This window comes from Streptomyces sp. NPDC086989, from assembly GCF_044745505.1.
Classification (GTDB): domain Bacteria; phylum Actinomycetota; class Actinomycetes; order Streptomycetales; family Streptomycetaceae; genus Streptomyces.
Genome location: NZ_JBIVAL010000008.1, coordinates 200,908 through 225,874 on the forward strand (window position 1 = coordinate 200,908; position 24,967 = coordinate 225,874).

The window sequence follows — 24,967 nt, forward strand, 5'->3', positions numbered from 1 at the left end:
TGGGCGGTACCGCGGCGCACGGCAATTCGGACGGCGGCACTCCGCACCTGTGAGGACGGAGTGCCGCCGTACGTCTCCTACAGGGGCATCGGCGCGATGTCGCACTCGATCCGCTGGTGGAGCCGGGCCGCCACCAGCCAGGGGTGGTCCGGACCCAGCACCCGGGTCATGCCCTCCACGGCTTCGGCGTTGAGCTCGTCGGCCTCCTGGATCCGGCCGAGCCCGCGCAGGTCCAGGGCCAGGTTCGCCCGGCAGGAGAGGGTGAGCGGGTGGTCGGGGCCGCAGGTGCGGACGAACTTCGGCAGGTTCTCCTCGTCGATGGCGCGGGCCGCGTCGAAGTCCAGCTTGGCGTAGTGGTTGTTCGCCAGCCCCAGGACGGCGGTCAGCGTGAAGGAGTGCATCTCGCCGAGGGTCTCCCGGAAGGTGCCCGTGGACTCCAGGTCCAAGGCCTCGGCCTCCTCGACCTCACCGAGGGCGCGCAGGGTCGCCGCCAGGTTGGTCATCGTGATCAGGGTGAACGCGTGCTGCGGGCCCAGCGTCGTCCGGTAGCGCTCCAGGGTCTGCAGGCCCAGCTCCCGGGAGGCGGTGAAGTCCCCGCGCAGCCGCCGGTCCACGGTGGCGTTCACCGCGCAGGCCAGGGTGTCCGGGTACTGGGCACCGTAGCGGAGGGTGAACCGCGCCAGGGTCTCCTCGGTGAGGTCCGAGGCCTCCTGGAGAGCCGCGTCCCGGCGCCGGCACACCGCCAGGTTGCGGGCGGCGCGGATGGTGGCCGCGTTGTCCTCGCCGAAGACGGTGCGGTAGATCCGGTACGTCTCCTCCTGCATCACACGGGCGGCGGGGTAGTCGCCGCTCTCGCGGATGTCGATCGCCAGGCCGTTCATCGTGTTCAGCGTCAGGCCGTTGGTGGAGCCGTAGAGGACGTCCCACTGCCGGGCGGTCTCCTCGTCCAGCTCCCGGGCCTGCGCGAACTGACCGCACGCGCGGAGGGTCACGCCGTAGCTGTGGGCCGCCAGCAGGGTGGCGGGCTCCTCCGGGCCGATCAGGTCACGGGCCCGGCTGTCCGCCTCCTCGTCCAGCGCGCGGGCGGCGTAGAAGTCTCCCTTGTAGCGCAGCGCGCCGGCCATCTGCGTCATGGAGTCGATCAGGTCCTCCTCGGGAATCGAATCCCGCCGGGAGATCTCCAGTACCTTCTGGAACAGCTCCAGGGCCTGCGTGACGCCGCCGGTCTGGAGCAGCAGGAACCCGAGGAGTTTGCCCATCACCAGGACCTGCGGGTCCTCCTCGCCGGACCGGGCGGTCCACGTCTGCCACGCTTCCTGGGCCACTTCGACACCGGTCTCGTGCGCGCCCCAGTAGTAGAGGTAGAGCACCATGGACTTGATCAGTTCGCGGCCCCACGGGTCAGAGGTGCGGACCGCGCCGCTCGCCATCACGTGCGGGAGCAGAGCCTGGTACGCCGGCCACTGGTCGGGTGCGTTGGGGGCCCCCGGCGTGGCGGTGGCCAGGAGCAGGTGCGCCGCGCGCCGCAGATCCTCGGTCCGGCTCTCGTCGAGGCCGGCGGCGAGCACCGCCTGCATCAGACGGTGGATGTGCAGGGTGCCGTTCTTGTGGTCGAGCTTGATCAGCGACAGTTTGCTGAGGTCGCGGGTGGCCCGTGCCAGCAGCACCGGGTCGCGCAGCACCGGGTCCAGCTCCGGGGTGATGTCCACGTTGCGGGTGCCGCGCAGGATGCTCAGGGGGATCGGCTCGGGCGCCATGCAGGCGCAGATCTCCAGGAGCTGGCGTGCGGCCGGGTTGGTGTTGGCCAACTGGTCCAGGGAGATGTTCCACGCGGCGGCGACCGAGACCGGGTAGTCCGGCGACGGGTCGAGCTCCAGGATGCCGGGTCGGCGCTGCTCCAGCAGGTCCAGGTACTGGCCGACCGGCATGCCGGTGGCGGCGTGCCAGGCGCCGGCCTGTTCGATCGCGAGCGGCAGGTCGCCCAGGGCCTCGGCGAGGCGGTTGGCATCGGCGTGGCTCAGGTCGCGGGCCCGGCGCTGGAGCAGGGCGATGCTCTCCTCGCGCTCGAAGACGTTGACGGTCAATGGGGAGGCGACCCGCTCCCAGTCGCGGTTGCGGGAGGTGACGATGATCTTGCCGGGGCCGCCGGTGGGGAAGTAGCCGCGGACCGTCTCGATGTCCTCGGCGTTGTCGAAGACCAGCAGCCAGTTGTCGTGCGGCCGTCCGGTGCGCAGCGCCTCCCGGACGGCGGGCACCGCGGTGTTGGCCTGCGGGCCGACCTCCAGGTTCAGGGCGCGGGCGAGGTCGACGAGGGCGCCGAGGATGAGGTTCTCCCGCTCCGCGGGGATCCACCAGATGACGTTGTACTCGTGGCTGTGCCGGTAGATGTACTCGATCGCCAGCTGTGACTTGCCGACCCCTCCCATGCCGTGGAGGGCGTGCGGGAGCACCGCGGCCGTCTCGTCCGACCGCAGCTGTTCCTCGACGGCCGCCAGGAGGCTCTCCCGGCCGGTGAAGTTGGGGTTCTTCGGCGGGACGTTCCCCATGACCCTCGGCTGGCCGGAGCGGACGAAGAGGGTTTGGGACTTGGTGTCCATGATCGGTTCAGCCTTCCGGACTGCGGGGTCTGAGGGGTCGGTCGTGGTCGGCACAGGTGCTCCAGGGGATGCGTCGTCGTACGTGGGGACGGTGATCTCCTGGGCAGGTATGCCCTCTCGTGGAATATCGGGTGCGCCGGGAGGACCGGAGCCACCCGCCGTGATGAAGGGGGAGTCCGTACTGACGCTGCCGGCCCCGGCTGCCCCGCCCGGCCCGGCGCCGCCCGGCCCGGCGCCGCCCGGCCCGGCGCCGACGGCGGCCAGGACCCGGTCGGCGCGCCGGGCGTAGGGGCCCGCGAGGGCCTTGAGCACGGCCAGCTCGACGCGCAGCCACGGCCGGTCGGCGGCCGTCGCCTCCGGCAGGGCGGCGTGCTCGGGGTCCTGTAGCGCGGCCCGCAGCCGTACGCCGCGCCCGCGGGCGCTCGGCAGTTCGGCGAACAGGCTCACGGTCCGGGCGAGCTGGCTGCGGGTGCCGGTGGCGAGCAGCGCCTCCCGGACGCCCTCGGCGAAGTCGGGGCGGCCGTCCGAGCCCTCGCCCTCCCAGTCGATCAGCCCGCCCATCAGCAGCTCGGCCACGTGCCCGGGTCCGGCCTCCGGAACCGCCCGGTCGCGCAGCTCCTCGATCAGCTCGAACTCGAAGGGCAGGGCGGCCAGATGGGTGGCAAGCCGGCGCGCGGTCGGCGTGGCCAGCGAGAAGAACCGGCGCACCGCGGCCTCGGCGGCTTCCGTGGAGCCGGGCCCGTCCGTCCGCGGCGGCAGCAGCCCCGGTGTCGGCCGGCCGTCGGCCAGCGTCCCGGCGAGCAGGAAGGGCAGCGTCCGCCGTACGCCGAGCTCCCCGGCCACCAGCTCGGCCCACGCCGTGAACGACTCCGGTTTGAGGCTGAGCACGGGTACGGGGACGACCGGCTTGCCCTCCGCCCCCCGGGGCGGCTCCCCGGCCGGGTCCTCCGACGCGGGACCGCGGCCGATCCGGGTGTTGGGCGCGCCGAAGCCGCCCGCCTCCAGCTCCGCGCGGTACGGCGCGGCGGAGGAGCGGTGCCACAGATACGTGGGCAGCAGGTGTACCAGCGCCGTGGGCCCGCTGCGCGCCAGTCGCATCAGGAGGTCGTCCGCCGCGGGTCCGGCCCAGCCGTGCGCCAGTCCGTCGGTGACCAGCAGGTGCACCCGGGAGCCGCGCGCGTCGATGACCTCCGCCGGGTCCCCGGTCCCCTCCCCGGGCCAGCGCAGCCGGGCCCGGCCACTCGGGGGTAACTCCAGCCGCACCGTGCGCACGTCCCGGAACGCGCCGCTGCGGGCCGCCTCCACGGCGATCGCGGCGATCCGCTGCTGCCAGATCCGCATGGTCGGCGCCGCGTCGACGAGCAGCACGAGGTCGAACGCCTTCTCGGTGGCCGGCCGCAGGTACGGCACCCACAGGTTGTCGGAGATTCCGTACCGGGCGGTGCGTTCCTCGTCCAGCTCCTTGCGGTGGCGGGCGGGCATGCTGCGGCTGAGCAGGTGCAGCGCCCTGGCCAGGGGTAGTGGCACCGGTCTGCGGGCCCGCCGGGCGCCGAGGACGACGGGCACGGCGCGGCCTGCCTCGGCCTCGGCTTCGGCGCCGTTCTCCGGGATGCCCACCGGGCCGTCCTCGCCCGAACGCTCGGCCGCGGGCGGGGGCGTGACGGGGGATCCGGTGGCACCGTCCGTTTCCGACCCCGGCCCGGCCTGCGGCGGGCCGCCGGGCATGCTCGGGGGCGGGGGCACGTCACCGGCCTGCTCCGGGTCGCGTTCCGCTGCGTCGCCCGGTTCGTCCTCCGGGGCGTTCTCCGTGGGAGGGCACTGCTCCCCGGCCGTCGGCTCCGGGGCCGCGTCGGAGGCCCGACGGGCCGCGGCGAGCCAGACCGCGTCGGCGATCTCCCGCCAGGTAGTACCGTCGCCGGAGGGACCGTCCGTCCCGGTACGGGCGTCGGGTGCGCGCTCCCTGGGAGTGCCGTCCATCAGCGGCCTTTCGCGAGGTCGCGCAACAGCAGTTCAATGAGCTTACGCCCGTCGGAGTCCGCCTGGAAACCACCCGCTGTGGTCAAATGGACAGCATTGAGCAACTGGTCGACCGACTGCGTGCCGCCGGTACGCACCCGCCGCTCGAAGTCGTCGATGAGTGCGTCCACCGCTTCGGGCCTGCTCCGCAGGTGACTGACCACGATCGAGACGAGCTGCTCCCGACTGGGCGGACGCATCTCCAGCGGCAGACAGCGGCGCCGGAAGGCGGCCGGAAACTCCCGTTCGCCGTTGCTGGTGATCACCACGAGCGGGAACTCCCGGCACTCGACCCGGCCGCCGACGATCTCGGCCCGGCCGTCCGGGTCGTCCGTGAACACGCTGACTTTCGGCAGGGCGCTGCGGACCAGTTCCGGAACCGTGTAGCTGCCGTTCTCCAGTACGTGGAGCAGGTCGTTGGGCAGGTCGATGTCGCTCTTGTCGAGCTCGTCGATCAGCAGGACGCGGGGGCGGGCGTAGGCGAGCAGGGCGGTGCCGACCGGGCCGAGGGTGACGAAGTCGCCCAGGTAGGGCGCGGGTTCGGGACGGGACCCGGCGGCGCGCGGTGCGGAGGGCGCCCCGGGTGCGGGCGAGGCGGGCGGTGGCGGGCCGGCGTGCCGGACGTCCGTGGTCTCCTGGTCGGCGCCCGCCCGCCAGGCCGCGATGGCCTGGGCCCGGCCGATGGAGTCGTACTCGTAGAGCCCGTCGCGCAGCGTGGTCCGGCTGACGACGCTCCACTGGAGCACCCGCCCCAGGCCCAGTTCGCGGGCCACCAGATAGGCGAGGGTCGACTTACCCACCCCGGGCGGCCCGGACACCAGCAGCGGACGACGCAGCAGCAGAGCGGCGTTGACGGTGTCGATCTCCTCGTCCCGCAGCCCGGGCCGGGCGTCGTGCGCACCCAGACGGCGGTGCAGGGCGAGGTCGTCGTCCGCGGGGGCTGGCTGGAGCGGCGCGCCCAGGAACTCCCGCCAGGGCGGGGCGGGCGGGATGGCCGGCGGGTCACCGGCCGGTGCCGCGCCGGTCGCGTGGAAGACGCGCCAGGATCCGCCCGGCGGGGTCCCGGTGGTGCCGCCGACGGCCGGGGCGGCGTCGTGCTCCGGCTTCGGCTCCTGCTCGTACTCGGTCACGCCGGTACCTCCTCGCAGTCGATGAGCCGAAACGGGTCATCGTAGAAGAACGCCACATGGCGGCCGGGGAGTTGCATTCCGTTCACTTCGGTCTCGGCCTTCATGCGCAGCCGGTGGATGGTTCCGGGCAGCTGGGTCGTGGGATAGCCGACGAGCATGTCGAGCGGGGCGCCCAGCGCCTGCAGCGCGGGGTCGCGGCGGTCCCAGAGCGCCACGCCGATGCCCTCGGTGATGGCCGCCTTCAGCGGTTCCAGGGCCTGCCCCTCGAGGGCGGGGGCGCTGAGCGTCACCGCCGTCAAGTGCTGGTCCGCGACCAGCTTGTTGCGCCAGATGCGCAGCCCCGTCGTGGTCGGATCGGCGCCCGTCCAGGAGTGCGGGCGGGCGGCGCTGGCCGCCCGCAGGGTCTGCCAGCGCAGCCGCCAGCGGCGCAGCTGGGCCGGGTCACGGGTACGCATCCGCTCCAGGCTGCGCAGGTGGACGTAGTAGCGCAGCCCTATGGGGACCGGTTCGTCCTCGCCCGCCTCGCGCAACCCCAGTCCGGCGACGTCGTGGTTGAGCATGCTGTACGGGAGGACGAACTCGATGTGGATCGGGCTCGGGTCCTCGCCGGCGCGGTCCGCGTCGGCCCAGTACGCCTCACCGCGCCGGACGGCCCGCTCCACCACCGTGCCCAGGGTCGGCGGGGTGGCCCGTTCCAGGGCGCCCGATACCGGGGCCCAGTGGCCGGCGGTCCGGTTGACCCAGTGCCGCACGTAGATGTCGGGGGAGCCGTCGAGGGCGGGATCCACCATGACGATCAGACAGCGGGGAACGTCCCCGCCGGACAGCTCCGTGGTGCCCGGCCGGCCCGGGGTGGCCGCCCGCTCGCGCCGGCGGTGCAGGGCCTCGTCGGTGCCCGCTCCCGCGCCGGCCGCCCAGGTCTCGCACCACTCCCGCAGGCGACGCCGCCGCTCGCTGTCCCGCGGCATCAGCTCGGCGAGGCACTCCAGCAGGACCACGGCGGGCGGCAGCCCGCCGGCCTGGGCGTTGAGGTCGAGCAGGTGATCGAAGAGCCGGCCGGCCGTGAGCCCGCCGGGCAGGTCCAGCTGCAGCTCCCGTCTCAGCCGGTCCACCAACTCGCCCGCGTCCACCCCCGTGTGCCCGGCCAGCAGTGCGCGGGCGGCCTTGAGCTCCCCGTCCTCGAACACGCCGAGCAGGGGGGTCGCCGAGGAGGACTCGGGCTCCCAGGCCCGCAGCACCCGCTCCCGCACGCGCCCGGCGACGTCACTGCCCTCGTGCAGCTCGACGGCGTAGAGGAGCGCGTCCACGCCCGTCTCCACGTCCTGCTGGTCCCGTAACACCGCCTGCACAAGGGCGACCGTATCGTTCCGGGCGTTCGTGCCGGGCAGATCCAGAGCTCTTTCGAGGTATCCGCCGACACTCTGCCCGAACAACAGCCGCTCGCGGGGGTCCCGGACGCAGTCCAGCGCACTCAGCTCGTCCACGAGCGCCATCCGCAAGCGCGCCTTCTCCCCGACGCCGAGCCGCACCACCACGATCCCCACCCCCCGACCATCCCCCAGAAGTCGGCACGAGCCCCCTCGCCGGTCCGCGAAATTATCACGGGGGCTTTCTTTGCCACCATAAGAACTGATCAATCCCCTGGGAACGTCCCGCAGAAACCCATGGCTTGGCCGAATAGAAGCCTTCCGCGGACGCAGCCGACGCGTGGGAGGCGCTCTCCGGCACCCTCCGCCCTGGTGTCGCGCTGCGGTGCCACCGGATGCCATGCCTGCTTCCGTGGCAGTTTCCCGGCTCCTGAGCAGCGACTGGGTCAGGGTCTGGCGGGGACGCCGAGCGGCGCGGTGAAGCGCGACTGCCAGCCCTCCTCCGTCAGTACCACCAGCTGCACAGCCGCCGCGCGGGTGCGCAGCGGCAGCAGGCTGCCGATCGCGGCGCGGACGCGGGTGGCGACTGCCGGGTCGTCCGCACCCATGGCGACCGTGACATGGGCTGAGGGCCGCGCTCCGAAGCGGCCCCCGTACGGCCGCACCCCGGGCCACCGGGCGTGGAACGCATCGACGATCGGTTGGAGTTCTGGAACGGTGACGGCGGCGAAGCCCGACGCCGTCACGACCTCTTCCAGGACCAGATCAGCTGCCGGAAAACTCGCCGCCAGGGAACGCACGCCGTCCTCGTCCTGACCTGTCAGTGCCGATTCCGGCACGAACGGGTAGAGGAGCGAGACGTGCGCCGGCACCCCACGGCGCACCAGAGAAGGTTCGATCCGCCACGCCGCGTCAAGGAGCGGGGCGGCATCGGGCAATACGATGACGACGGCGGTGGTCCCTGGCTCTGGCACGCCGTCATCATCGCAGGCCCCACGGGCGGATCGGACGGGCTACCTCGGGCTGATCGTGACCTTGTACGTCGCTCCGGCCCTGCCGTGCGTACTCACCGTCACGGTATCGCCGCGGTGGCCCCAACTCGCCTTGCTGCCCTCGACATCGACGCGGTAGCCGCCTGGGTAGGTCTCACTGGGCGCGGTGATCAGCGTGGGCCCCTCGGCGTTGTCGCGGGTGCGGAAGGTGAGGGTGTAGGTGCGTGTGGCCGGGTCGTACGCGAAGTCGAGGGGGTCACCCGCGACGGCCCTCGCGTACGGCTGGACGAGCAGCTGGGCGTTGGGTTTCGCGGCGCCCGTCTGGTCGAGGAAGCAGTAGCCGCCGCCCCGGCACCACTGCCACCACGTCCAGCCGCTGGAGAAGCGGTCCAGAGAGGCCGTCATGTCGGTGACGAACTGGCTCGCGTGCGCAACGTAGGGGTTGCCGCCCCACTCCCCGACGATCACCGGCATGTGGTTACGGGCGGGGTAGTCGCCGATCGCCGCTTCGTAGGCGGGGATGAAGGTGCCGTTGGGGTCGTAGTCGGCGCCGGTCTCCATCGCGGTCTCGTAGAAGTGCGGTGCGTACCCGGCGTGCGGGTCGTCGATGGCGCCCAACCGGGTCGGAACGCCGAGACCGACGATGACGGTGGGTTCGACGAACACCCACGAGTCGTGGTCGACCAGGCGGATCGCCTGGGAAAGGCGGTTCCAGAGTTCGGTCAGCTCGGTCGCCTCGAAGCGGGCCGCGGCGGCGGGGAGGTCCTCGCCTTCGAGGAACTTCGCGAACGGCTCGTTCATCAGGTCGTAGCCGAGTAGCGCGGGGTGCCTGCCCAGGGCGGAGGCGACCGTCAGCCACATGCGAGCGTGCGCGGCGCGGAGGTCGGCGTCCTTGTACAGGTGGTCGAAGGCGGTCTGCACGGAGGGCTCGAAGTACTCGGAGAACCAGTCGTCGGGTATCGGCCAGAACGGCAACCCCTCGTCGCGGGTGGCCCAGTCGGGGACGCCGCGGGAGCCGAAGTGGGGTCCGTACACGTCCTGGTGGGCATCGAGGATCACCTTGACGTGGTAGCGGTCGGCCCAGTCGAGGATGCGGCGCATCTTGGTGAGGTAGCCGCGGTCGTAGCGCCCGGGGGCGGGTTCGAGGTCGTCCCAGAAGAAGGCGAGGCGCGCGAGGTTGAAGCCCCGGGCGGACATGTCCTTGAGGTCGCTCTCGTGGATGTCGGCGAACGCGTTGGTGCCCCGGCTGCTCTTGTCGGCGAGATTGAAGCCGCGCCACTGGAGCGCGCGGCCCTGGCCGTCGGCGATGTAGGTACGGCCGCCGACCGTGACCCGGTCGGGGGCGCGGTCGGGCCGGGCCTGGGCCTGTGTGGGGAGGACGCCGAGCAGGAGCGCGGCCACGGCAAGGGCGACGGGGGCGACACGGGCGGTCAAGCGCATGCGGGTGACCCTTCGAGGACGGCTCTCGGGCGGCGTGTGCTTCTGGCCGGCCGGATGTTACTGCTGAGTGCGTCAAGTTCCCAGACCGGGCGGCAGATCCTCCTCAACTGTCAGTGCTGGATGGCAAGATCAACTCCGTTGTCCGTCGTCACAAGGGGGAGACCATGACCGAACAGCAGAAGACAGCCCGCCGTGCCCTGCTGACAGGAGCGGTGGCCGGGCTCACCGGGACCGCGCTGATGTCCGGCGGCGGTACGGCGGCCGCGGCGACCACCGCAGCGGGCGCGCCGGATTGGTTCGACGTCAAGGGCCACGGAGCAGTCGGCGACGGCTCCACCGACGACACCGCAGCCGTCCAGCGCGCCCTCGACGCGGCTGCCGCGGCGGGCGGCGGCACCGTGTACTTCCCGGTCGGGAAGTACCTCGTCAAGCCCGCAGCCGGCGCACCCGCGCTGGCCGTCAAGGCCGACGGCATCCGCCTGGCCGGCGCCGGAGCAAAGGCCTCCATGCTGATCAAGGGCGGCGACGGCATCCTGCTCCGGATGTCCGGCACGGGAGCGGCCTATTCCACGGGCTCCACCCACCGCCGCTACTGCTCCGTCGAGAACCTCGGTTTCAACGGCAACGGAAAGACCGGCCTGCTGCTGGAGCTCTACTACAACAACAACTCCTACTTCCGCGACGTCTTCATGACCTCGAACAAGGACATGTGCATCGACGCCGTGGAGTTCTGGGACTCCCGCTTCTACAACCTGGTCATCGAGGACTGCACCGGCACCACCGCCAGCACGACCCAGCCCAACATCTGGCTGCGCAACGCCTCCTCCGCCACCGACGGCGCCTGGGGCCACAGCAAGGACAACATCAATCAGATCCACTTCATCGGCTGCCGCCTGGAGGCCTTCGGCACCGGCGCGCTGTGGATCGGCCAAGGCGCCGTCACCACCAACAACCCCAACGGCGTCTACATCACCGACTGCAAGTTCGAGACCTCCCGCATGCAGGGCGGCCCGCACCTGAAGACCGACGCGGGCTGCAAGCACATCTACGCCACCAACATCTACTGCTACGCCGGTGACTTCGCAGCGGGCACCCCGGCCACCGCACGGAACATCATCAGCTGGGCGGCGAGCTCCAGCGCGCTGGAGAACGTGGTCATCGCCAACCGGGACAAGGCCACCGTCAACGCGGGCGTCGCGCTCTACTCGGGCCCGGGTTCCACCGCCGTACTGCGCAACGTCGTGGGGCACTACGCCACTGCGCCCACCGGCACGCACATCTACTACGAGCAGTCCTCGACCGGCGACTTCCGAGTGGAGAACAGCTACGGCACCCTCGGGGCCCAGGCGACCGGCACGATTCCCGTCAAGAACGCGCCGAACCCGCCGCTGCGGCTGGTGCCCGGTCCGGTCACCGACGCCTCCTTCACCCGCCAGCCGCTGGACGGCACCATGGCCGTGGACTCCGCGAACAAGCGGCTCTACGTCCGGGTCGGCGGCCAGTGGCTCTGGTCGGCGCTCAACGCGTAGGCGCCCGGCGCACCCGTGCACGGCGTTCCACCCTAGCCCGCCCCAGCGGTAAGGCCCGCTGACCGACCGGCTGCGCGCACCGGAGCGCGGTCTGCCCGCGGGACGGCGGGTGGGCGTACGGCCGGCACCGAGTCCGGGGGTCGCCGCCACCACTGACGGTGTCACGGTGTCGGCGGCCGCCTGGACGCCGGGCTGGCGGCGGCAGCACCATGTGCGTCCGGCGAGGTTGCCGGCGAAACGGCCGGCTTCAGTCCGGGCCCGTCCAGTCGAACGGGATGTGCTTGCTGGACTGGCCTTCGCGGCTCCAGTGGAAGCCGAAGGCGTTGGCGCGGTCCGCCGTCGACCGACCCCAGGTCGCAACCTGTCCCGGCCCGGTCTCGCAGCCCGGCAAGTTGGTCGACTGGACTCGGGCGCCCTCTGGCGTGGTCGGTCCGGCGAGCGCCTGGGCCCTCGCCTCGACACGGTCGGGGATCGTGGCCCGCCAGCCGCCGAGGTCTTCGTCCACTTCGATTTCTATGGGCGCGAAGTCCATGCCCCGGATCTCGTCGGGAGCCATCATGGTGATCATCGCGGCAGGCCAGCTGCCGGCCTGTCCGCCGAAGATCATCTGGAGTGCTTCCCGCTGCGGGGCGTCGGCACGCTCGTCGAGGAACACCGCCGCATAGGTATCGCTGTGCTCGGCCCACACATTGCCGACGAAGGAGCTCAACATCAGCACATTGAGGCCGTCCAGCCGCACCTCACCGTAGTTGCCGTCGCGTATGTGCCAGGCCAGGACGCCGTCGCATTCGCCGTAGGTGGGCAGCTGGGCGAACGAGCAGGGGCAGGGCACGTTGCACCTGCACGTATCGAACCAGTCGCCGGCCGCGTGCCATCTCGGGACTGTCGCCGCTGTTTCGGACATCTCCTCGCCTCCTCGCGGCCCGTACGGACGGGGGTCAGGCTCGGCGAGTGCCGGCACAGGCGCTCGGTCGTACGAGTCATTGTCAATTCTGCTCCTGCTGCGGCATGGGCAAAAGCCCTTGCCTCCCACGCGCGCATGCGCAGGGCGGGCCGTGCGCCGGTGGCGGTGCGCAGTGGTCTGCACACCTGCTGTGAGCGGGGCGGAGCCTTGCCGGACTGCCGCCTGGCGCCCAGTCGCCCGCCCCACTCAGCCGGTCATCTGGTCCATGGGGGGACCGGATGTGCCCAGGCCGGGCAGCAGCCATTCGTGGAACGGGGCGAGCACGGCCAGGACGAGGAAGAGGAGGCCGACGGCCCAGGCGAGCCAGGGGCCCTGCCGCCAGAGTTTCTCCAGGAAGATCACGGCTGCCAGTCCAGCCATCGCAGCGATGTTCATGACCCCGAGCGGGATCAGGACGATCATCAGGCCCCAGCAGCACCCGACGCAGTAGAGCCCGTGGTGCGCACCCACCCGCAGGTCCTTGGCCCAGGGCCGGAAACGCGAGTACTGGAGGAGCTGGAACATCGGGCTGCGGCAGTGTCGAAGGCAGACGCGCTTCAGCGGCCCGAACTGCTGAGCGCCCGCGAGGAGGAACACGGAGGCGCCGATCCAACGGCCCGCAGCCGGATCGAGGTCCACCAGGTGTCCCGTCGCGGCGAGGGCGACGTACACGAGCAGCCCGAAAACGGTCCAGACCAGGAGATATCCGCTGACGAACCCGGCGATCCGCACGGCACGGGCAGGCCCGGCCGTTGAGCGGTTGATCCCGCGCACCCAGGTGATGGCCACCGGTGCGACGGACGGCAGCATCATCGCCGCCATCATGACCACCCACAGAAGCAGGAACAGCGGGAGCGCCAGACCCATGGTGCCGGGCTCCATCCCCATGTGGCGGGACTGGCCTACGGTGAGCGCCCACGCCAGGGCGGCCAACAGCACCATCAGGGACCACGCGACCGCCAGTTCTCGCGCGGGCAGAAGGAATCCGGGCCGCGTAGGTGCCGGAGGCGCCAGGTGGAGATGCGGCATGGGAAGCCTCCCGAAGACGCGAGATACCCGGCCGCCCGGCCCGCACGGATGTGGCGGCGCACCGCGGGTGGCTGACACGGGTACTGAACGACACCTTCAGGAGATCACAGAACCCGGGGGCCCAAAACCCGGGAGACCGGTCGCGAGCGGGGCCGGCCGGCCCGTCGAGGCTGTGCAGGCGCCCTCGGACGAACACAGCCTGCGCTCGGTGCGAAGGTCCGCCGTGGCGCGCGTACGGTGGAAGTGGGGCGGGCGGCCACGCGGTGCAGACGCTGCGGGCCGGCCGTGCCGTGGGGACTTCCACTGCCGCACGCGAGGAAAGAACCATGCCCGAGCACGAGGTCGGCACACAGGAGGAATTCGAGGCGGCCCGAGCGGAGCTGCTTGCGAAGGAGAAGGAACTGACGCGGCGCGGCGACGAGCTCGCGCGGATGCGGAGGGACCTTCCCTGGGTACGGGTCGAGAAGGACTACACGTTCGAGACCGAGGGCGGGACGAAGCCGCTCGCGGAACTCTTCGACGGACGCTCGCAGCTGCTCGTCTACCACTTCATGTTCGGCCCGCCCTACGAGGCCGGATGCCCGGTCTGCTCCTCGATCGCGGACACCCTCGACCCCAACGCGGTCCACCTCAAAGCCCGCGACGTGACGCTGATCTGCTCCTCGCGGGCGCCGGTCGAGAAACTCCTCGCCTACCGGGAGCGGATGGACTGGCGCTTCGACTGGGTTTCCGCAGGCCGCGGTGAGTTCCACCGCGACCTCGGTTTCGTGTACACGGAGGAGGAGCTGAAGCCGTTCCTCGACGGGGAGATTCCGGGCACCGTGCGACAGATGGCGCAGGCGTGCGGCACGGACGTTCCCGGGTACGTCACCGAGGCGCCCGGCCTGAGCTGCTACGCGCTGGCGGACGGCGCGGTGTACCGGACGTACGTCACCACCGCGCGCGGGCTCGAGCCGGCCATGGCCTACTACGGGCTCCTCGATCGCACACCGATGGGCCGCCACGAGGAGGGCGAGGAAACCCACTGGCTGCGCCGCCACGACGAGTACGAGCAGACCTGAGAGGCCGCCATCCCGGGACCACCCGGAACCATCCCGACCCCGAACCGTGCCGGCCTGCGACGCGCTCCGCGGCGCGCCTGGACGGCGGCCCGGTGCCGCGGGGCGCAGGTCGCCGGGCAGAGGCCGTCGACCCTGCAGTCCACGCGCTGCTCCGTGAGGAACTCAGCGCCCCAGCTCGCCGTCGAGCCAGGTGAGCACCTCGGGCGTCACCGCGTCGGTGATGTCGGCGAACTCCTGGTGCTTGGTGAGGAACTTGGCCACGTAAGGGCATACGGGCACGATCCGCATCCCGGCGGCGCGGACGTCGGTGAGGGCCTGCTCGACGAGGATCGCGGCGAGTCCCCGGCCGGCGTACGCGTCGTCGATCTCGGTGTGGAAGAAGACCCGCTGGTCGTCGCGGTCGCGGTAGGCGGTCAGGCCGGCCCGGTTGTCGTCGACGAGGATCTCGTAGCGGTGGCGGGGGTCGACGCGGTGGACGACGGGGGCGGTGGCGCTTTGCTCGCTCATGGCGAAGGACCTTTCGGGGCGGGGCTCAGTGGCGGGAGGGGTTCTGGCGGGGCGCGATGACGGCGTTGGGCAGCGCGGGGGCGGGCAGCCGGTCGCCGGGGTAGCCGTCGACGGTGCCGAAGCGGGCGGAGGCGCGCTCCCAGTCCTCCCGTGCCTCGACGATGTCCTGGTGGCTGCGGCCGATGAAGTTCCACCACATCACGATCTCCTCCTCGAAGGGCGGCCCGCCCAGGAGGACCGTCCGGGCCGGGTGGTCGGAGTCGTTGGTGAGGGTGAGGGCGGTGCGGCCGGGGGCGGCGTAGCCGAGCTGCGCGGGGCGCAGGGACGTTCCGTCGAGGCTGACGTCTCCCTCGTCGACCAGGAGCCCGTGTTCGAAGCCGGGGTCGACGTCGAGGGTGACGGTGGCACCGGCGTCTATCAGGACTTCGGCGCCGAGGAGGGGGGTGAAGGTGCGGACGGGGGAGGTGTTGCCGGCGAGGGTGCCGAGGAAGACCCGCAGTTGTGCGCCGTCGACGCGGAGCGGCTCGGGTGCGTGGTGCTGGAAGTCGCGGGGCGCGTGGCGGTGCTCGTCGGGCAGGGCCACCCAGAGCTGGACGCCGTGCAGGACGGTGGTGGCGGGGGTGGAGACTTCCGTGTGGCTGATGCCGTGGCCGCCGGTCATGAGGTTGATCTCGCCCGGTCGTACGAAGGCGTGGGTGCCCAGGCTGTCGCGGTGCTCGATCTCCCCGCTGAACAGCCAGCTGACGGTCTGCAGCCCGGTGTGCGGGTGCGGGGCGACATCCATGCCGCCGGAGTCGGCGACCCGGTCGGGACCGTAGTGGTCGGCGAAGCACCAGGCCCCGATGAGCGTCCGGGCCCGCTGCGGCAGCGTGCGTCGTACGGTCATCGCCCGCGGCCCGCCCAGCGGGACGTCCCGGGCGGTGAGGACCTCGACCCTGGCCACGATCCCGAGTTCCCTGTGATCCATCTCCGAGACCCTCCCACGCCAAAATAGTTTTAATTTCAACAACTATGGGTGATCATAGTCCCGAAGGTAGCCGACGACAACAGGCGAAGGAGCACAGGGTGATCGACACGGCACAGGCCACGGAAGCCCATCGCAGCAACGGCCGGATCCACCTCGACAAGCAGAGCCCGGCCGCGTACCAGGCGCTGGTCAAGACCGCCGACACCGTCCGCACGACAGCCGCCGAGGCCGGCCTCGACCGGATCCTGGTCGAGCTGGTCAACCTCCGGGTGTCCCAGCTCAACGGTTGCGCCTTCTGTCTCGACGTCCACACCCGGGCCGCACTGCGCGCCGGGGAGACCACACGACGCCTCGGCGTGCTCGCGGCCTGGCGTGACACCGAGCTCTTCACCGCCCGCGAACGCGCGGCCCTCGCCCTCGCCGAGGCCACCACTCACCCCGCCGACGCCCTCGCCCAGGACCGGGCGTACGTGCAGGCGCGCGAGGTCCTGGACGACGCCCAGATGTCCGCCGTGATCTGGGTGGCGATCACGATCAACGCCTTCAACCGCGTCTCGATCCTCAGCAAGCACCCGGTACGGGAGACCCCCGCCCACTGAACCGCTACGCGCCGCCGCCCGCGGGACACACTGCAGCGCCCTCGCGGGAATATCGCTGGTCAGTGAGGCTGAGGCCCGCTCACCCCTCCGTCGGCGGAGAGATCATAGGGCGGCAGTGCGATGTCCCCGGCCTTGGCGAACTGGGCGGCGAGCAGGTTCCGTACCGGCCAGCGGGTCATCTGGCGCATCGAGAGGTCCCGCAGGCGGATCCCGAGCCTGCCCGAAGGCGCGTACCCCGAGGCGCCGCCCGGCGGGAGTTGCTGGGCCTGGCTCACGTACGGGCGCATCACCTCGTCGTAGCGGCCGAAGGCGATGTGATGGTCGCCCCCGGCGGCGGCGAGTTCGCCGGCCAGGACGTAGGCGCCGACCAGGGCCAGGCTGGTCCCCAGGCCGGTCAGCGGGGTCGCGCAGTACCCGGCGTCCCCCAGCAGCACCACACGGCCGCGCGACCAGTGGTCGAGACGGACCTGGCCCATGGAGTCGAAGAAGAAGTCCGGGGCGGTGCGCATGGCGCGCAGCAGGCGCGGGGTCTCCCAGCCGGTGTCGGCGAAGCGCTGGGCCACGAGTTCCCTCTGGGCGTCGACGTCGCGGCGGTCGTAGGCGATGGGCGTCGAGCGAAAGCTGAGACCGGCCTTGATCTCGCCCGGGAGGCGGCCGGGCCGTGCGGACGCGACCAGGCCGCCGGGTGCGTTGTGCATCAGGTACCAGCCGTCGAGCTCCAGGTCGTCGGTGGCGGTGAACCAGGACGTGTAGAGGCCGAGCGGGCGGACGAACTCCTGCTCAGGGCCGAAGGTGAGCGCGCGTACCACGGAATGCGGGCCGTCCGCGCCGACCACCAGGCCGAACCGGCGCGGCGCGGCATTCTCAAAGGTGACGGTCACTGCATCCGCGTCCTGATCGATACCGGTGACGGTGTCGTCGAAGAGGTATTCCGTGTCCGGCAAGGTGGCCTCGTACAGCAGCCGGGCGAGATCACCGCGGAGGATCTCGATCTCGGAGACGAACCCCTCCCCGCCGAAGCTGTCGGCGGGCACCCGTGCGGTGGTCCGGCCGGAGGCGTCGACGAATGCGAGGCCGCGCTGGTCCAGGCTCTCCGCTCTGGCCCGGTCCAACAGGCCCATCCGCTCGACCACGGTGCGGCCGGCGCCGCGTAAGTCGACGGCCTGCCCGCCGGGCCGGGGTTCCGGCGCGCGTTCCACGATCGTGACGCTGGAGCCTGCCCGGCGTAGCCAGTACGCCAGCGCGGGCCCAGCGATGCCGGCACCACAGATGAGGACTTCGTTGTTCGACATGGTGCGAGCGTACGTCGTACGCAAGACGGCGTGCAAGCGGGAAATGGCCCATGGATAACGGGTGTTGGATGCCGCTGCACTGGTGCTGAAGGGCGTCGAAGGTGCTCCTGTCCGCAGATCGTCCTTGGCTCGCGGCTAAAGTGACGCCCATTCAGGTGCACTAGTGCAGAGGGGTTTCGGTGGGCAGACAGGCGGTACCGCGTTACAGCCAGATCGCCGGCGAACTGCGGCGGCGGATCCAGACGGGTGAACTGGCGCCGGGCGATCGTGTGCTCTCGACCCGCGAGATCACCAAGCGGTGGGGCGTCGCGATGGCGACAGCGACCAAGGTGCTCACCGAGCTGCGCCGCGAGGGCCTGGTCCGCGCCGTCCCCGGCGTCGGGACGGTCGTAGAGGCCCCGAGCCGCTCCGTGCGCACCGCCCGACCCGCTGCCGGAGCACGCCCGGGCAGCCCGTCCCACTCGCCATCGGGCCGGCAGGCGCTCACGCTCGGACGGATCGTCGGTGCCGCAGTCGGGATCGCCGACACGGAGGGGCCGGCCGCGCTCTCGATGCGCCGGGTCGCCGCCGAGCTCGGGGTGGCGACCATGTCGCTGTACCGGCACGTGGCCGACAAGGACGACCTGCTGGTACGGATGATGGACACGGTCATCGCGGAGCACCCGCTGCCCGCCGACCCACCGGCGGACTGGCGCGAGGCGATCGAGTTGGTGGCCCGTCAGCTCTGGGACCTGTTCCGCCGCCACACATGGCTCGCGCCGGCACTGTCGGTGACCCGCCCTCAGCTGATCACCTCGGCCCTGCCGTACAACGAGTGGACGCTTGCCACCCTGGACGCCCACGGACTCGACCTGCGGTCTGCCTTCACCGCGCACCTCATGCTGCTCAACTACGCCCGGGGCATCGCCATCAACCTGGAGTGGGAACGGGAGGCCGAGGCGCACAGCGGCCTCGACAACAAGGAGTGGATGGACACCCAGGAGTCCGCGCTCCTGGCGGTCCTGGCCACCGGCCGGTTCCCCGCGTTCTCCCGCCTCACCGCGGCCGGATACGAGCTCGACCTCGACGCCCTCTTCGAGTTCGGCCTCCAGCGCCTCCTCGACGGCCTCGCCTCACTCCTCGACGAGAACCCCGCCGGCTGACCGAGGAACCCAAGAGGCCTCCCCGAGGACCCGGCTTCCAGCCGGTGGCGTGGACGCTCGCCTCCCGGGCTGCGGCGGACCCGCCGGTTCGCCGCGCCCGTGGCGGGGCCCGGCCCGGCTTGTCGGCCGCCGCTCCGGGGTGCCCGTCAGTCCTCGTGGCTCGACAGGACCTCCTTGACCTTGGCGATGGCGAAGCCCCACCCCTGCGCCACCGTCGGCTTGGCCGGTACGGCCACTTCCTCGGGATTGGTCAGTACGTCCAGCAGGACCGGCCCCGGCGTCTCGAACGCCCGGCGCACACCGTCGTGGAGTTCAGCCGGATCGGTGACACGGATCCCCGTCAGGCCGAGGGCCGTGGCGACCGCGGCGAAGTCGGGGTTGTCGAGCTGCGTGCCGAACTCGGGCAGGCCCGCCTGCTCCTGCTCCAGTTTGACCATGCCCAGCCGGCGGTTGTCGAAGACGACGAGCTTCACCGGCAGCCGGTACGTCCTGATCGTCATCAGGTCGCCGAGCAGCATGCTCAGGCCGCCGTCCCCACAGAAGGCGATGGTCTGGCGCTCGGGTGCCCAGAGCTGGGCCCCGAGGGCCTGCGGCATGGCGTTCGCCATCGAGCCGAGGTTGTACGAGCCGATCAGTCGCCTGTCGCCGCGCATGCTGACGAAGCGCGACAGCCAGACGGTGGCCATGCCGGTGTCGGAGGTGAAGACGGCGTCCTCGTCGGCATACCGGTCCACCGCTGCAGCCAGGGCCTCCGGGCGGATCTCGTGGTCCCGGTTGTCCAGGGCGGCTCGCAGCCTGCCGGTCCAGCGGTGCTCGTGGCCCGGGTCGGCCAGCCGCTGCTGTCCCTCCTCCCAGCGCGCGAACCGTTCCCGTGCGCCCTCCAGGTGCGTACGGTCGGAAACCTCCTCCAGCAGCGGCAGCAGGGCGCGCAGGGTGGCCCCGACGTCGCCCGCGAGGCCCACGTCCACCGGGACCCGGCGGCCCAGGTGCTCCGCACGGGTGTCCACCTGGATGACCTTGCAGCCCGTCGGGTACCAGTCGCGGTAGGGGAAGTCGGTGCCCAGCATCAGGAGCGCGTCGCCGCTGTCGAGGGCGTGGGCCGCGGCGGGATTGCCGATGAGACCGGTCTGCCCCACCTGGAAGGGGTTGTCCCCCTCGAAGCCCTCCTTCGCCTTGAGGGTGAGCACCATGGGAGCGGCGAGCAGGTCCGCGGCCCGGAGCACCTCGGTACGGGCCCCGCGCGCCCCGCGGCCGACGAGCAGCGTGACGCGGGACGCGGAGTTCAGCAGCTCGGCGGCCTCGGCGAGAGCCGGATCCTCGGGGCGCGTACGGGGCGCGGCGAGGGCGAAGCGCGTGGGCCGGTCCTCGCTCAGCTCCTGGTCGCCCAGGTCGCCGGGAACGGTCAGCACGGCCACGCCGCCCTGGGTGACGGCGGCGCGCACGGCCGACTCGAGCATCCGCGGCATCTGGTCGGGCGAGGTGACGGTGGCGCGGTAGACGGCCACGTCGCGGAAGAGCAGGTCGTTGTCCACTTCCTGGAAGTAGTCGCTCCCGACCTCGGCGAGGGGGACCTGTCCGCAGATCGCCAGGACCGGCGTGCGGCTCTTGGCCGCGTCGTAGAGCCCGTTGAGGAGGTGCACGGACCCCGGTCCGACCGTGCCCATGCACACCCCGAGGGTGTCGGAGAGCTGCGACTGGGCCGAGGCCGCGAAGGCCGCGGCCTCTTCGTGCCGGCAGCCGACCCATTCCAGGTCGTCGGTGGTGCGGATGGCGTCGGTCAGGGGGTTCAAGGCGTCCCCGACGACGCCGAAGACGTGCCGGACACCCACTTCCCTGAGTGCGTCGACGATCACGCGGGCGACGGTACGTGCCACAGGAATGCCCTTCGGTCCGGTGCGGCCCCCGGGGCGAGGGCGCGTGTGTCAGAGGGTGAAGCGGTCCGGGTCGGCCGCCCGCCAGTCGGATGCCCAGCCCTCGGGCGCTGATGCGAGCAGCTGTCCCGGTGCGAGCCACTCATGCAGTTCTGCGTAGGAGCGGACGGTGTGCGGGTCCACCCGCTGGACCAGCTGGTGCGGGCGCAGCCCGGACGGCTCGTCGACTCCCATCGCCGCCATGATCTGCAGGGCGCTCTTGACCGTGGCCTCCTGGAAGCGTTGCACGCGCTGCGCCTTGTCGCCGACATCGAGGGCGCGGGCGCGCCGCCGGTCCTGGGTGGCGACGCCCACGGGGCAGGTGTTCGTGTGGCAGCGCTGTGCCTGGATGCAGCCGACCGCGAACATCATGGCGCGGGCGGCGTTGGTGTAGTCGGCGCCCTGCAGGAGGCGCTTGACCAGGTCGCTGCCGGTGGCGACCTTGCCGCTGGCCCCGATCCGGATCCGGTCGCGCAGCCCCGCCCCCACGAGGGCGTTGTGCACGGTCATCAACCCCTCGCCGAGGGGCAGGCCGACCTGGTCGGCGAATTCGAGCGGCGCGGCGCCCGTCCCGCCCTCGGCGCCGTCGACGATGATGAAGTCCGGCGTCGTGCCCTCCTCCACCATGGCCTTGCACACGGCGAGGAACTCCCGGCGCGAGCCGACGCACAGCTTGAAGCCGACGGGCTTGCCGTCGGACAGTTCACGCATCCGGGCCAGGAAGCGGACCAGCTCGCGCGGTGTGGAGTAGACGCGGTGGTAGGGCGGCGACACGATGGTCCTCCCTTGCGGGACGCCGCGGACCTTCGCGATTTCAGCATTGACCTTGGATCCCGGCAGGACCCCGCCGATACCCGGCTTGGCACCCTGGCTGATCTTCAACGACACGCACTTGACCTGTTCGTACGCGGCCTTCTCGGCGAACTGCGCTTCGTCGAAGCCCCCGTCGTCGGTCCGGCAGCCGAAGTAACCGGTACCGATCTCCCAGACGAGGTCCCCGCCCGGGCGCAGGTGGTACTCCGACAGTCCGCCCTCGCCGGTGTCGTGGGCGAAGCGACCCGCCCGGGCGCCCGCATTCAGCGCGAGTACGGCATTGGCCGACAGCGAGCCGAAGCTCATCGCGGACACGTTGAGCAGAGCCATGTCGTACGGGCGGGTGCAGTCGGGCCCGCCTATCCGTACCCGGGGCGGATCCGTCCGCACCGGCCGCGGCGCCATCGACGGGGTGAGGTACTCGCTGCCGGGCCGGTACAGGTCGAGCTCGGTGCCGAACGGCTCCTCGGCGTCGGTCCCCTTGGCCCGTTCGTAGACGATGCTCCGGGTGTCGCGGTCGAAGGGGCGGCCGTCGAAGTTCCGCTCGATGAAGTACTGCTGCATTTCGGGCCGCAGGGCCTCCAGGGCAAAACGGAGGTGCCCGAGCAGCGGGTAGTTCCGCAGGATCGAGTGCCGGCGCTGTACGAGGTCGTGTACGGCCACCAGCGCGAGCAGGACCAGAGGTACCGCCAAGACCCCGAACCAGGGCGCGGCCACGACGGCGGCGGCCGAGGCGGCTGCGGCGAGCAGGACGAGAAGGGCGACGAGAGGTGTCTTCAGCACGTCGTACTTGTGTCCCGAAGTCCCCCGGCCAACCGCCTGCCGGTGCGCGGGGACGCTCGTGTCCACGGGCCCGTCCCCGTGCTGCCGGCCGCGGCCAGCCGACAGCCCCGGGTCGCGGTCCGGGCGGGGGGTGGGATCAGGTGCGGGCAGCGGTTTCCAGCGCGGCGGTGTGCTGGTGCTCGGCGCGTGTTTCGATCAGGCGGCGGAATCCGGCGAGGGCGTAGCGCTCTCCTGTGGCGGATCCTCGCCCGCGGATCCCCGCGACGGTGGCCATGAGCTGCTGGGGCTGTTCGCGCCAGCCGACGGCAAGCACCCGCAGACCGAGGCATTCGGCGCGTCGGTGCAGGTCCAGGAGCAGCAGCAGTCCCGGGGTGTCCATACGGGCCACCTGGTGCAGGTCGAGCATGAGCACGTCGACGCTCGTATCGCCGACGACACCCGGCAGGACTTCGTAGAGGGCCGGCTCGGCAGCCGCGTCCAGGTCTCCGATGAAGCTGATCAGGACGGTGTTGCCGCGGCGCTCGGCCTCGATGGTGAACGAAGACGTCACGGTGCCCCTTTCTGTCGCGGCCCGGCGGATGCGGGGCCGAAGCCCTCCATCTTCACCCGCCGCGCGGGCCGTTCCCCTCGACGCCATGCCGTGCGCCGCGGCTGATCGGTTCTCGCTTCGGGTGGCCGCCGCCCGCGGCGTGTCCGCCCACGCAACGGCCTGACCTTCATGTGGGTCGGATCGCTACGCCCGTCTCACGGGCCAGCGCTTCCAACAGGCGGTCCTGGAACGCCTGGTCATGGACGGCCTCGTGCGGTGGTTGCCGCTGCCGGTGATACCAGTACCCGCCGGTCGTCAGGGCCTGGGAATCGTCGCTCGTGGCCAGCCACTCCTGCGTCCGGTGGCCGAGTTCCAGGTCGTCCGGCGCGTTCGGGCCTCCCATCTTCGTCGGCACCCAGCCGGGATCAACGGCGTTGCTCAGCACACCGGGGCGCAGCCGGGCGACGGCGGCGGCGAGCGCCGTGACGAACAGCTTGCTGTCCGCGTACGAGCCCGCGTGCTCACCCCGCCAGTCGACGCCGGCGAGCGAGGGGTGGGGGTGTCCGCCGAAATGCGAGCCGCTGCTCAGGTAGACCAGGCGCCGGGGTTCGCGCAGCAGGGCCGTGAGCAGGTACGGCGCGATGATGTTGACCGGCATGACTGCCGGGCCGCTCCACACGCCCGCATTGTGGATCACCGCGTCGGGAGGCTTCGCGTCGTTCAGCTTCTGCGCGATGCGCCGTACGGCGCCGCGGTCCGTGAAGTCGCCCACCACGATGTCCGCTCCCCGGTCCAGCAGTGGACGGAGGCTGGTAGCGCGATCCGGGTTCCGCGCGTGCACCACCACCTCGTATCCCGCGGACAGCAGCGATTGTGCTGCTGCCCGTCCCAGTCCGTCGGCGGAACCCGTCACGAGAATCCGGCGCGTCTTGTGGTTCATGACGTCTCCTCATCGGGGCAGGAGGCCACGGGTCACGGCAGGAAGGGTGAAGCCGCCTGTCAGCTCGATCCTGTCACGGATCGCGGGCCAGGCGTCGCCCTACCCGCACACCCCCTCTCCGATGTCGCGAGCGACGTGGTTTCCCCCGTTCGGCTCCGTCCGCAAAGCACAGACCGGCCGGTCAGGCAGCGCTCACAGCGTTGCGGCACGAGCACGACGAGATGCGTCTGCTCATGGCACGGGTGCTGGTTCGTTTACCGGGTAGGCGCGCGCCAGGACCACAGCGTTCGCATGGCGAAAGGAGGGGGACTGCGCATGAGCACGATAGAGCGGCAGACCCACGGCACCGATGAATCCGTGAGCGTGCTGGTCTCACGCGCTTCCCAGCAGATATCGGAGCTGGTTCGCGAGGAGATGCAGCTGGCTCGGGCGGAAATGACTCAGAAGGGGAAGCGCTTCGGGAAGGGCGGTGGCCTCTTCGGCGGGGCGGGCCTGATCGGCTTCCTGGCGGCCCAGGCGCTGGTGGCGGCCTGCATCGCAGCCCTCGCGTTGATACTCCCGGTCTGGGCGGCGGCACTGATCGTCATGGCGGTGCTGGCGTTGGTCGCCGCAACGATCGCCATGGCCGGAAAGAAGCAGATCGCCGAAGCCGGCGCGCCCGTCCCGGAGCAGACCATCGACAGTGTCAGGGCCGACCTGGCCCAGATCAAGGAGAAAGCGCACCGATGACCAACGACCCGCGAACCAATATCGGCACGCCCACTCCCGCGGAGCTGCGCGAGCAGGTCGAGATCACCCGCGACGAGCTCGGGCAGACCGTCGAGGCGCTGGTGGACAAGACCGACATCAAGGCACAGGCGAAGGAGAAGGCGGCCGCCGCCAAGGAACAGGCCGCCGAGAAGACCGCCGCGGTCGTCGACCAGATCTCTGTGACGGCGCACCATGCCGCGCAGCTGGTGAAGGACACGACACCCGATCCGGTTCTGGACAAGGCCGGCCAGATCGCAAGCGTGGCACGCGCCAACCGCAAACCCCTTCTCGTGGCCGGCGCCGCCCTGCTCGTCTTCCTGCTGGTGCGGCGCAGCCGTGTAGGCCGATGAACGCCTCCAAGGTTGCCTACAGGCCGGTCGGGCTGGCCTTGGGCGCCGTCAGCGGTCTGATCGCCGGTGCGGTGTTCAAACAGGTCTGGAAGGTCGTGGAAGGGGAAAACGACGCTCCCAGTGCCCTGGACGAAGACCGCTCCTGGAAGCAGATCCTGTTCGCCGCCGCCGTCCAGGGCGCGATCTTCGCCGTGGTCAAGGCCGCGGTCGACCGGTCGGGGGCTGTGGCCACGCGCCGTGTGACGGGCACCTGGCCGGGCTGACCCGGGCTCGGGTCCCGA

The 24,967-nt window shown here is 71.4% G+C and carries 21 protein-coding genes; 7 read left to right on the top strand and 14 right to left on the bottom strand.

Features of this window, described 5'->3' with window-relative positions; genetic code table 11:
• Window positions 1-77: 77 nt before the first annotated feature.
• From fxsT to ACIPK4_RS21155, 5 genes are all read right to left on the bottom strand, one after another.
• Window positions 78-4,574, bottom strand: coding sequence for an FxSxx-COOH system tetratricopeptide repeat protein (gene fxsT / locus ACIPK4_RS21135; protein ID WP_402314756.1), 4,497 nt, complete (start codon window positions 4,572-4,574; stop codon window positions 78-80).
• Entirely contained in the window at window positions 4,574-5,743 is a 1,170-nt protein-coding gene (locus tag ACIPK4_RS21140; protein ID WP_402314758.1) for an AAA family ATPase, read from the bottom strand. Before ACIPK4_RS21140 ends, fxsT begins: the two co-directional genes overlap by 1 nt.
• On the bottom strand, window positions 5,740-7,287 hold the full coding sequence (locus ACIPK4_RS21145; protein ID WP_402314760.1) for a hypothetical protein: 1,548 nt from the start codon (window positions 7,285-7,287) through the stop codon (window positions 5,740-5,742). The genes ACIPK4_RS21140 and ACIPK4_RS21145 overlap by 4 nt, the downstream gene beginning before the upstream one ends.
• A 269-nt stretch (window positions 7,288-7,556) precedes the next feature.
• Window positions 7,557-8,084 carry a 2'-5' RNA ligase family protein gene (locus ACIPK4_RS21150; protein ID WP_402314761.1) on the bottom strand — a complete coding sequence of 176 codons (528 nt, stop codon included), beginning with the start codon at window positions 8,082-8,084 and terminating at the stop codon, window positions 7,557-7,559.
• Between the two features lie 39 nt (window positions 8,085-8,123).
• The gene (locus ACIPK4_RS21155; RefSeq protein ID WP_402314763.1) at window positions 8,124-9,542 is read right to left on the bottom strand and encodes a cellulase family glycosylhydrolase; all 1,419 of its coding nucleotides are present in this window, start codon (window positions 9,540-9,542) and stop codon (window positions 8,124-8,126) included.
• A gap of 164 nt (window positions 9,543-9,706) precedes the next feature.
• On the opposite strand from ACIPK4_RS21155, the gene ACIPK4_RS21160 reads away from it, so the two are divergent.
• The gene (locus ACIPK4_RS21160; protein WP_402314765.1) at window positions 9,707-11,071 is read left to right on the top strand and encodes a glycosyl hydrolase family 28-related protein; all 1,365 of its coding nucleotides are present in this window, start codon (window positions 9,707-9,709) and stop codon (window positions 11,069-11,071) included.
• A gap of 247 nt (window positions 11,072-11,318) precedes the next feature.
• On the opposite strand, the gene ACIPK4_RS21165 is transcribed toward ACIPK4_RS21160, so the two are convergent.
• Together ACIPK4_RS21165 and ACIPK4_RS21170 are read right to left on the bottom strand one after the other, a co-directional pair.
• Entirely contained in the window at window positions 11,319-11,975 is a 657-nt protein-coding gene (locus ACIPK4_RS21165) for a DUF1326 domain-containing protein (protein WP_402314767.1), read from the bottom strand.
• Window positions 11,976-12,221: 246 nt separating this feature from the next.
• A complete protein-coding gene (locus tag ACIPK4_RS21170; protein WP_402314769.1) occupies window positions 12,222-13,043 on the bottom strand; it encodes a DUF2182 domain-containing protein in 822 nt (273 codons plus the stop codon).
• Window positions 13,044-13,369: 326 nt separating this feature from the next.
• Between ACIPK4_RS21170 and ACIPK4_RS21175 the strand changes: the two genes are divergently transcribed.
• Window positions 13,370-14,104 (top strand): DUF899 domain-containing protein, encoded by a 735-nt coding sequence (locus ACIPK4_RS21175; RefSeq protein ID WP_402314771.1) that lies wholly within the window; start codon window positions 13,370-13,372, stop codon window positions 14,102-14,104.
• A 162-nt stretch (window positions 14,105-14,266) separates the two neighbouring features.
• Here the strand turns inward: ACIPK4_RS21175 and ACIPK4_RS21180 are convergent, their stop codons facing one another.
• Both ACIPK4_RS21180 and ACIPK4_RS21185 read right to left on the bottom strand, forming a co-directional pair.
• Window positions 14,267-14,611 (bottom strand): GNAT family N-acetyltransferase, encoded by a 345-nt coding sequence (locus tag ACIPK4_RS21180; RefSeq protein WP_402314773.1) that lies wholly within the window; start codon window positions 14,609-14,611, stop codon window positions 14,267-14,269.
• Window positions 14,612-14,636: 25 nt separating this feature from the next.
• A complete protein-coding gene (locus ACIPK4_RS21185; protein ID WP_402314775.1) occupies window positions 14,637-15,578 on the bottom strand; it encodes a pirin family protein in 942 nt (313 codons plus the stop codon).
• Between the two features lie 98 nt (window positions 15,579-15,676).
• Between ACIPK4_RS21185 and ACIPK4_RS21190 the strand changes: the two genes are divergently transcribed.
• A complete protein-coding gene (locus ACIPK4_RS21190) occupies window positions 15,677-16,177 on the top strand; it encodes a carboxymuconolactone decarboxylase family protein (protein WP_402314776.1) in 501 nt (166 codons plus the stop codon).
• Window positions 16,178-16,236: 59 nt separating this feature from the next.
• Here the strand turns inward: ACIPK4_RS21190 and ACIPK4_RS21195 are convergent, their stop codons facing one another.
• Entirely contained in the window at window positions 16,237-17,469 is a 1,233-nt protein-coding gene (locus ACIPK4_RS21195; protein ID WP_402314778.1) for an FAD-dependent monooxygenase, read from the bottom strand.
• A 179-nt stretch (window positions 17,470-17,648) separates the two neighbouring features.
• Between ACIPK4_RS21195 and ACIPK4_RS21200 the strand changes: the two genes are divergently transcribed.
• Window positions 17,649-18,611 (top strand): TetR/AcrR family transcriptional regulator C-terminal domain-containing protein, encoded by a 963-nt coding sequence (locus ACIPK4_RS21200; RefSeq protein WP_402314780.1) that lies wholly within the window; start codon window positions 17,649-17,651, stop codon window positions 18,609-18,611.
• 146 nt (window positions 18,612-18,757) lie between these two features.
• Here ACIPK4_RS21200 and ACIPK4_RS21205 read toward each other — a convergent pair whose 3' ends face one another.
• The 4 genes from ACIPK4_RS21205 to ACIPK4_RS21220 all read right to left on the bottom strand — a co-directional run bounded on the left by ACIPK4_RS21205 (window position 18,758) and on the right by ACIPK4_RS21220 (window position 23,586).
• Window positions 18,758-20,485: a thiamine pyrophosphate-dependent enzyme gene (locus ACIPK4_RS21205; RefSeq protein WP_402314782.1), complete on the bottom strand. Its 1,728-nt coding sequence runs from the start codon at window positions 20,483-20,485 to the stop codon at window positions 18,758-18,760.
• A 48-nt stretch (window positions 20,486-20,533) separates the two neighbouring features.
• Window positions 20,534-22,114 carry an FMN-binding glutamate synthase family protein gene (locus tag ACIPK4_RS21210; protein WP_402315195.1) on the bottom strand — a complete coding sequence of 527 codons (1,581 nt, stop codon included), beginning with the start codon at window positions 22,112-22,114 and terminating at the stop codon, window positions 20,534-20,536.
• A gap of 139 nt (window positions 22,115-22,253) precedes the next feature.
• Window positions 22,254-22,667, bottom strand: coding sequence for an STAS domain-containing protein (locus tag ACIPK4_RS21215; RefSeq protein WP_376191668.1), 414 nt, complete (start codon window positions 22,665-22,667; stop codon window positions 22,254-22,256).
• Between the two features lie 166 nt (window positions 22,668-22,833).
• Complete coding sequence (locus ACIPK4_RS21220; RefSeq protein WP_402314784.1) at window positions 22,834-23,586, bottom strand: SDR family NAD(P)-dependent oxidoreductase; 753 nt, start codon at window positions 23,584-23,586, stop codon at window positions 22,834-22,836.
• Window positions 23,587-23,901: 315 nt separating this feature from the next.
• On the opposite strand from ACIPK4_RS21220, the gene ACIPK4_RS21225 reads away from it, so the two are divergent.
• The 3 genes from ACIPK4_RS21225 to ACIPK4_RS21235 are packed head-to-tail and all read left to right on the top strand — an operon-like array spanning window position 23,902 to window position 24,949.
• Complete coding sequence (locus tag ACIPK4_RS21225) at window positions 23,902-24,315, top strand: phage holin family protein (protein WP_402314786.1); 414 nt, start codon at window positions 23,902-23,904, stop codon at window positions 24,313-24,315.
• Entirely contained in the window at window positions 24,312-24,686 is a 375-nt protein-coding gene (locus ACIPK4_RS21230) for a DUF3618 domain-containing protein (protein WP_402314788.1), read from the top strand. Before ACIPK4_RS21225 ends, ACIPK4_RS21230 begins: the two co-directional genes overlap by 4 nt.
• Complete coding sequence (locus ACIPK4_RS21235) at window positions 24,683-24,949, top strand: DUF4235 domain-containing protein (RefSeq protein ID WP_402314790.1); 267 nt, start codon at window positions 24,683-24,685, stop codon at window positions 24,947-24,949. The genes ACIPK4_RS21230 and ACIPK4_RS21235 overlap by 4 nt, the downstream gene beginning before the upstream one ends.
• The last annotated feature ends 18 nt before the right edge of the window (window positions 24,950-24,967 follow it).

Coding starts and splice junctions, on each gene's coding strand:
- fxsT (WP_402314756.1), bottom strand. CDS start 4,574: ATGGACGGCACTCCCAGGGAGCGCGCACCCGACGCCCGTACCGGGACG.
- ACIPK4_RS21155 (WP_402314763.1), bottom strand. CDS start 9,542: ATGCGCTTGACCGCCCGTGTCGCCCCCGTCGCCCTTGCCGTGGCCGCG.
- ACIPK4_RS21160 (WP_402314765.1), top strand. CDS start 9,707: ATGACCGAACAGCAGAAGACAGCCCGCCGTGCCCTGCTGACAGGAGCG.
- ACIPK4_RS21165 (WP_402314767.1), bottom strand. CDS start 11,975: ATGTCCGAAACAGCGGCGACAGTCCCGAGATGGCACGCGGCCGGCGAC.
- ACIPK4_RS21170 (WP_402314769.1), bottom strand. CDS start 13,043: ATGCCGCATCTCCACCTGGCGCCTCCGGCACCTACGCGGCCCGGATTC.
- ACIPK4_RS21175 (WP_402314771.1), top strand. CDS start 13,370: ATGCCCGAGCACGAGGTCGGCACACAGGAGGAATTCGAGGCGGCCCGA.
- ACIPK4_RS21180 (WP_402314773.1), bottom strand. CDS start 14,611: ATGAGCGAGCAAAGCGCCACCGCCCCCGTCGTCCACCGCGTCGACCCC.
- ACIPK4_RS21185 (WP_402314775.1), bottom strand. CDS start 15,578: ATGGATCACAGGGAACTCGGGATCGTGGCCAGGGTCGAGGTCCTCACC.
- ACIPK4_RS21195 (WP_402314778.1), bottom strand. CDS start 17,469: ATGTCGAACAACGAAGTCCTCATCTGTGGTGCCGGCATCGCTGGGCCC.
- ACIPK4_RS21220 (WP_402314784.1), bottom strand. CDS start 23,586: ATGAACCACAAGACGCGCCGGATTCTCGTGACGGGTTCCGCCGACGGA.
- ACIPK4_RS21225 (WP_402314786.1), top strand. CDS start 23,902: ATGAGCACGATAGAGCGGCAGACCCACGGCACCGATGAATCCGTGAGC.
- ACIPK4_RS21230 (WP_402314788.1), top strand. CDS start 24,312: ATGACCAACGACCCGCGAACCAATATCGGCACGCCCACTCCCGCGGAG.
- ACIPK4_RS21235 (WP_402314790.1), top strand. CDS start 24,683: ATGAACGCCTCCAAGGTTGCCTACAGGCCGGTCGGGCTGGCCTTGGGC.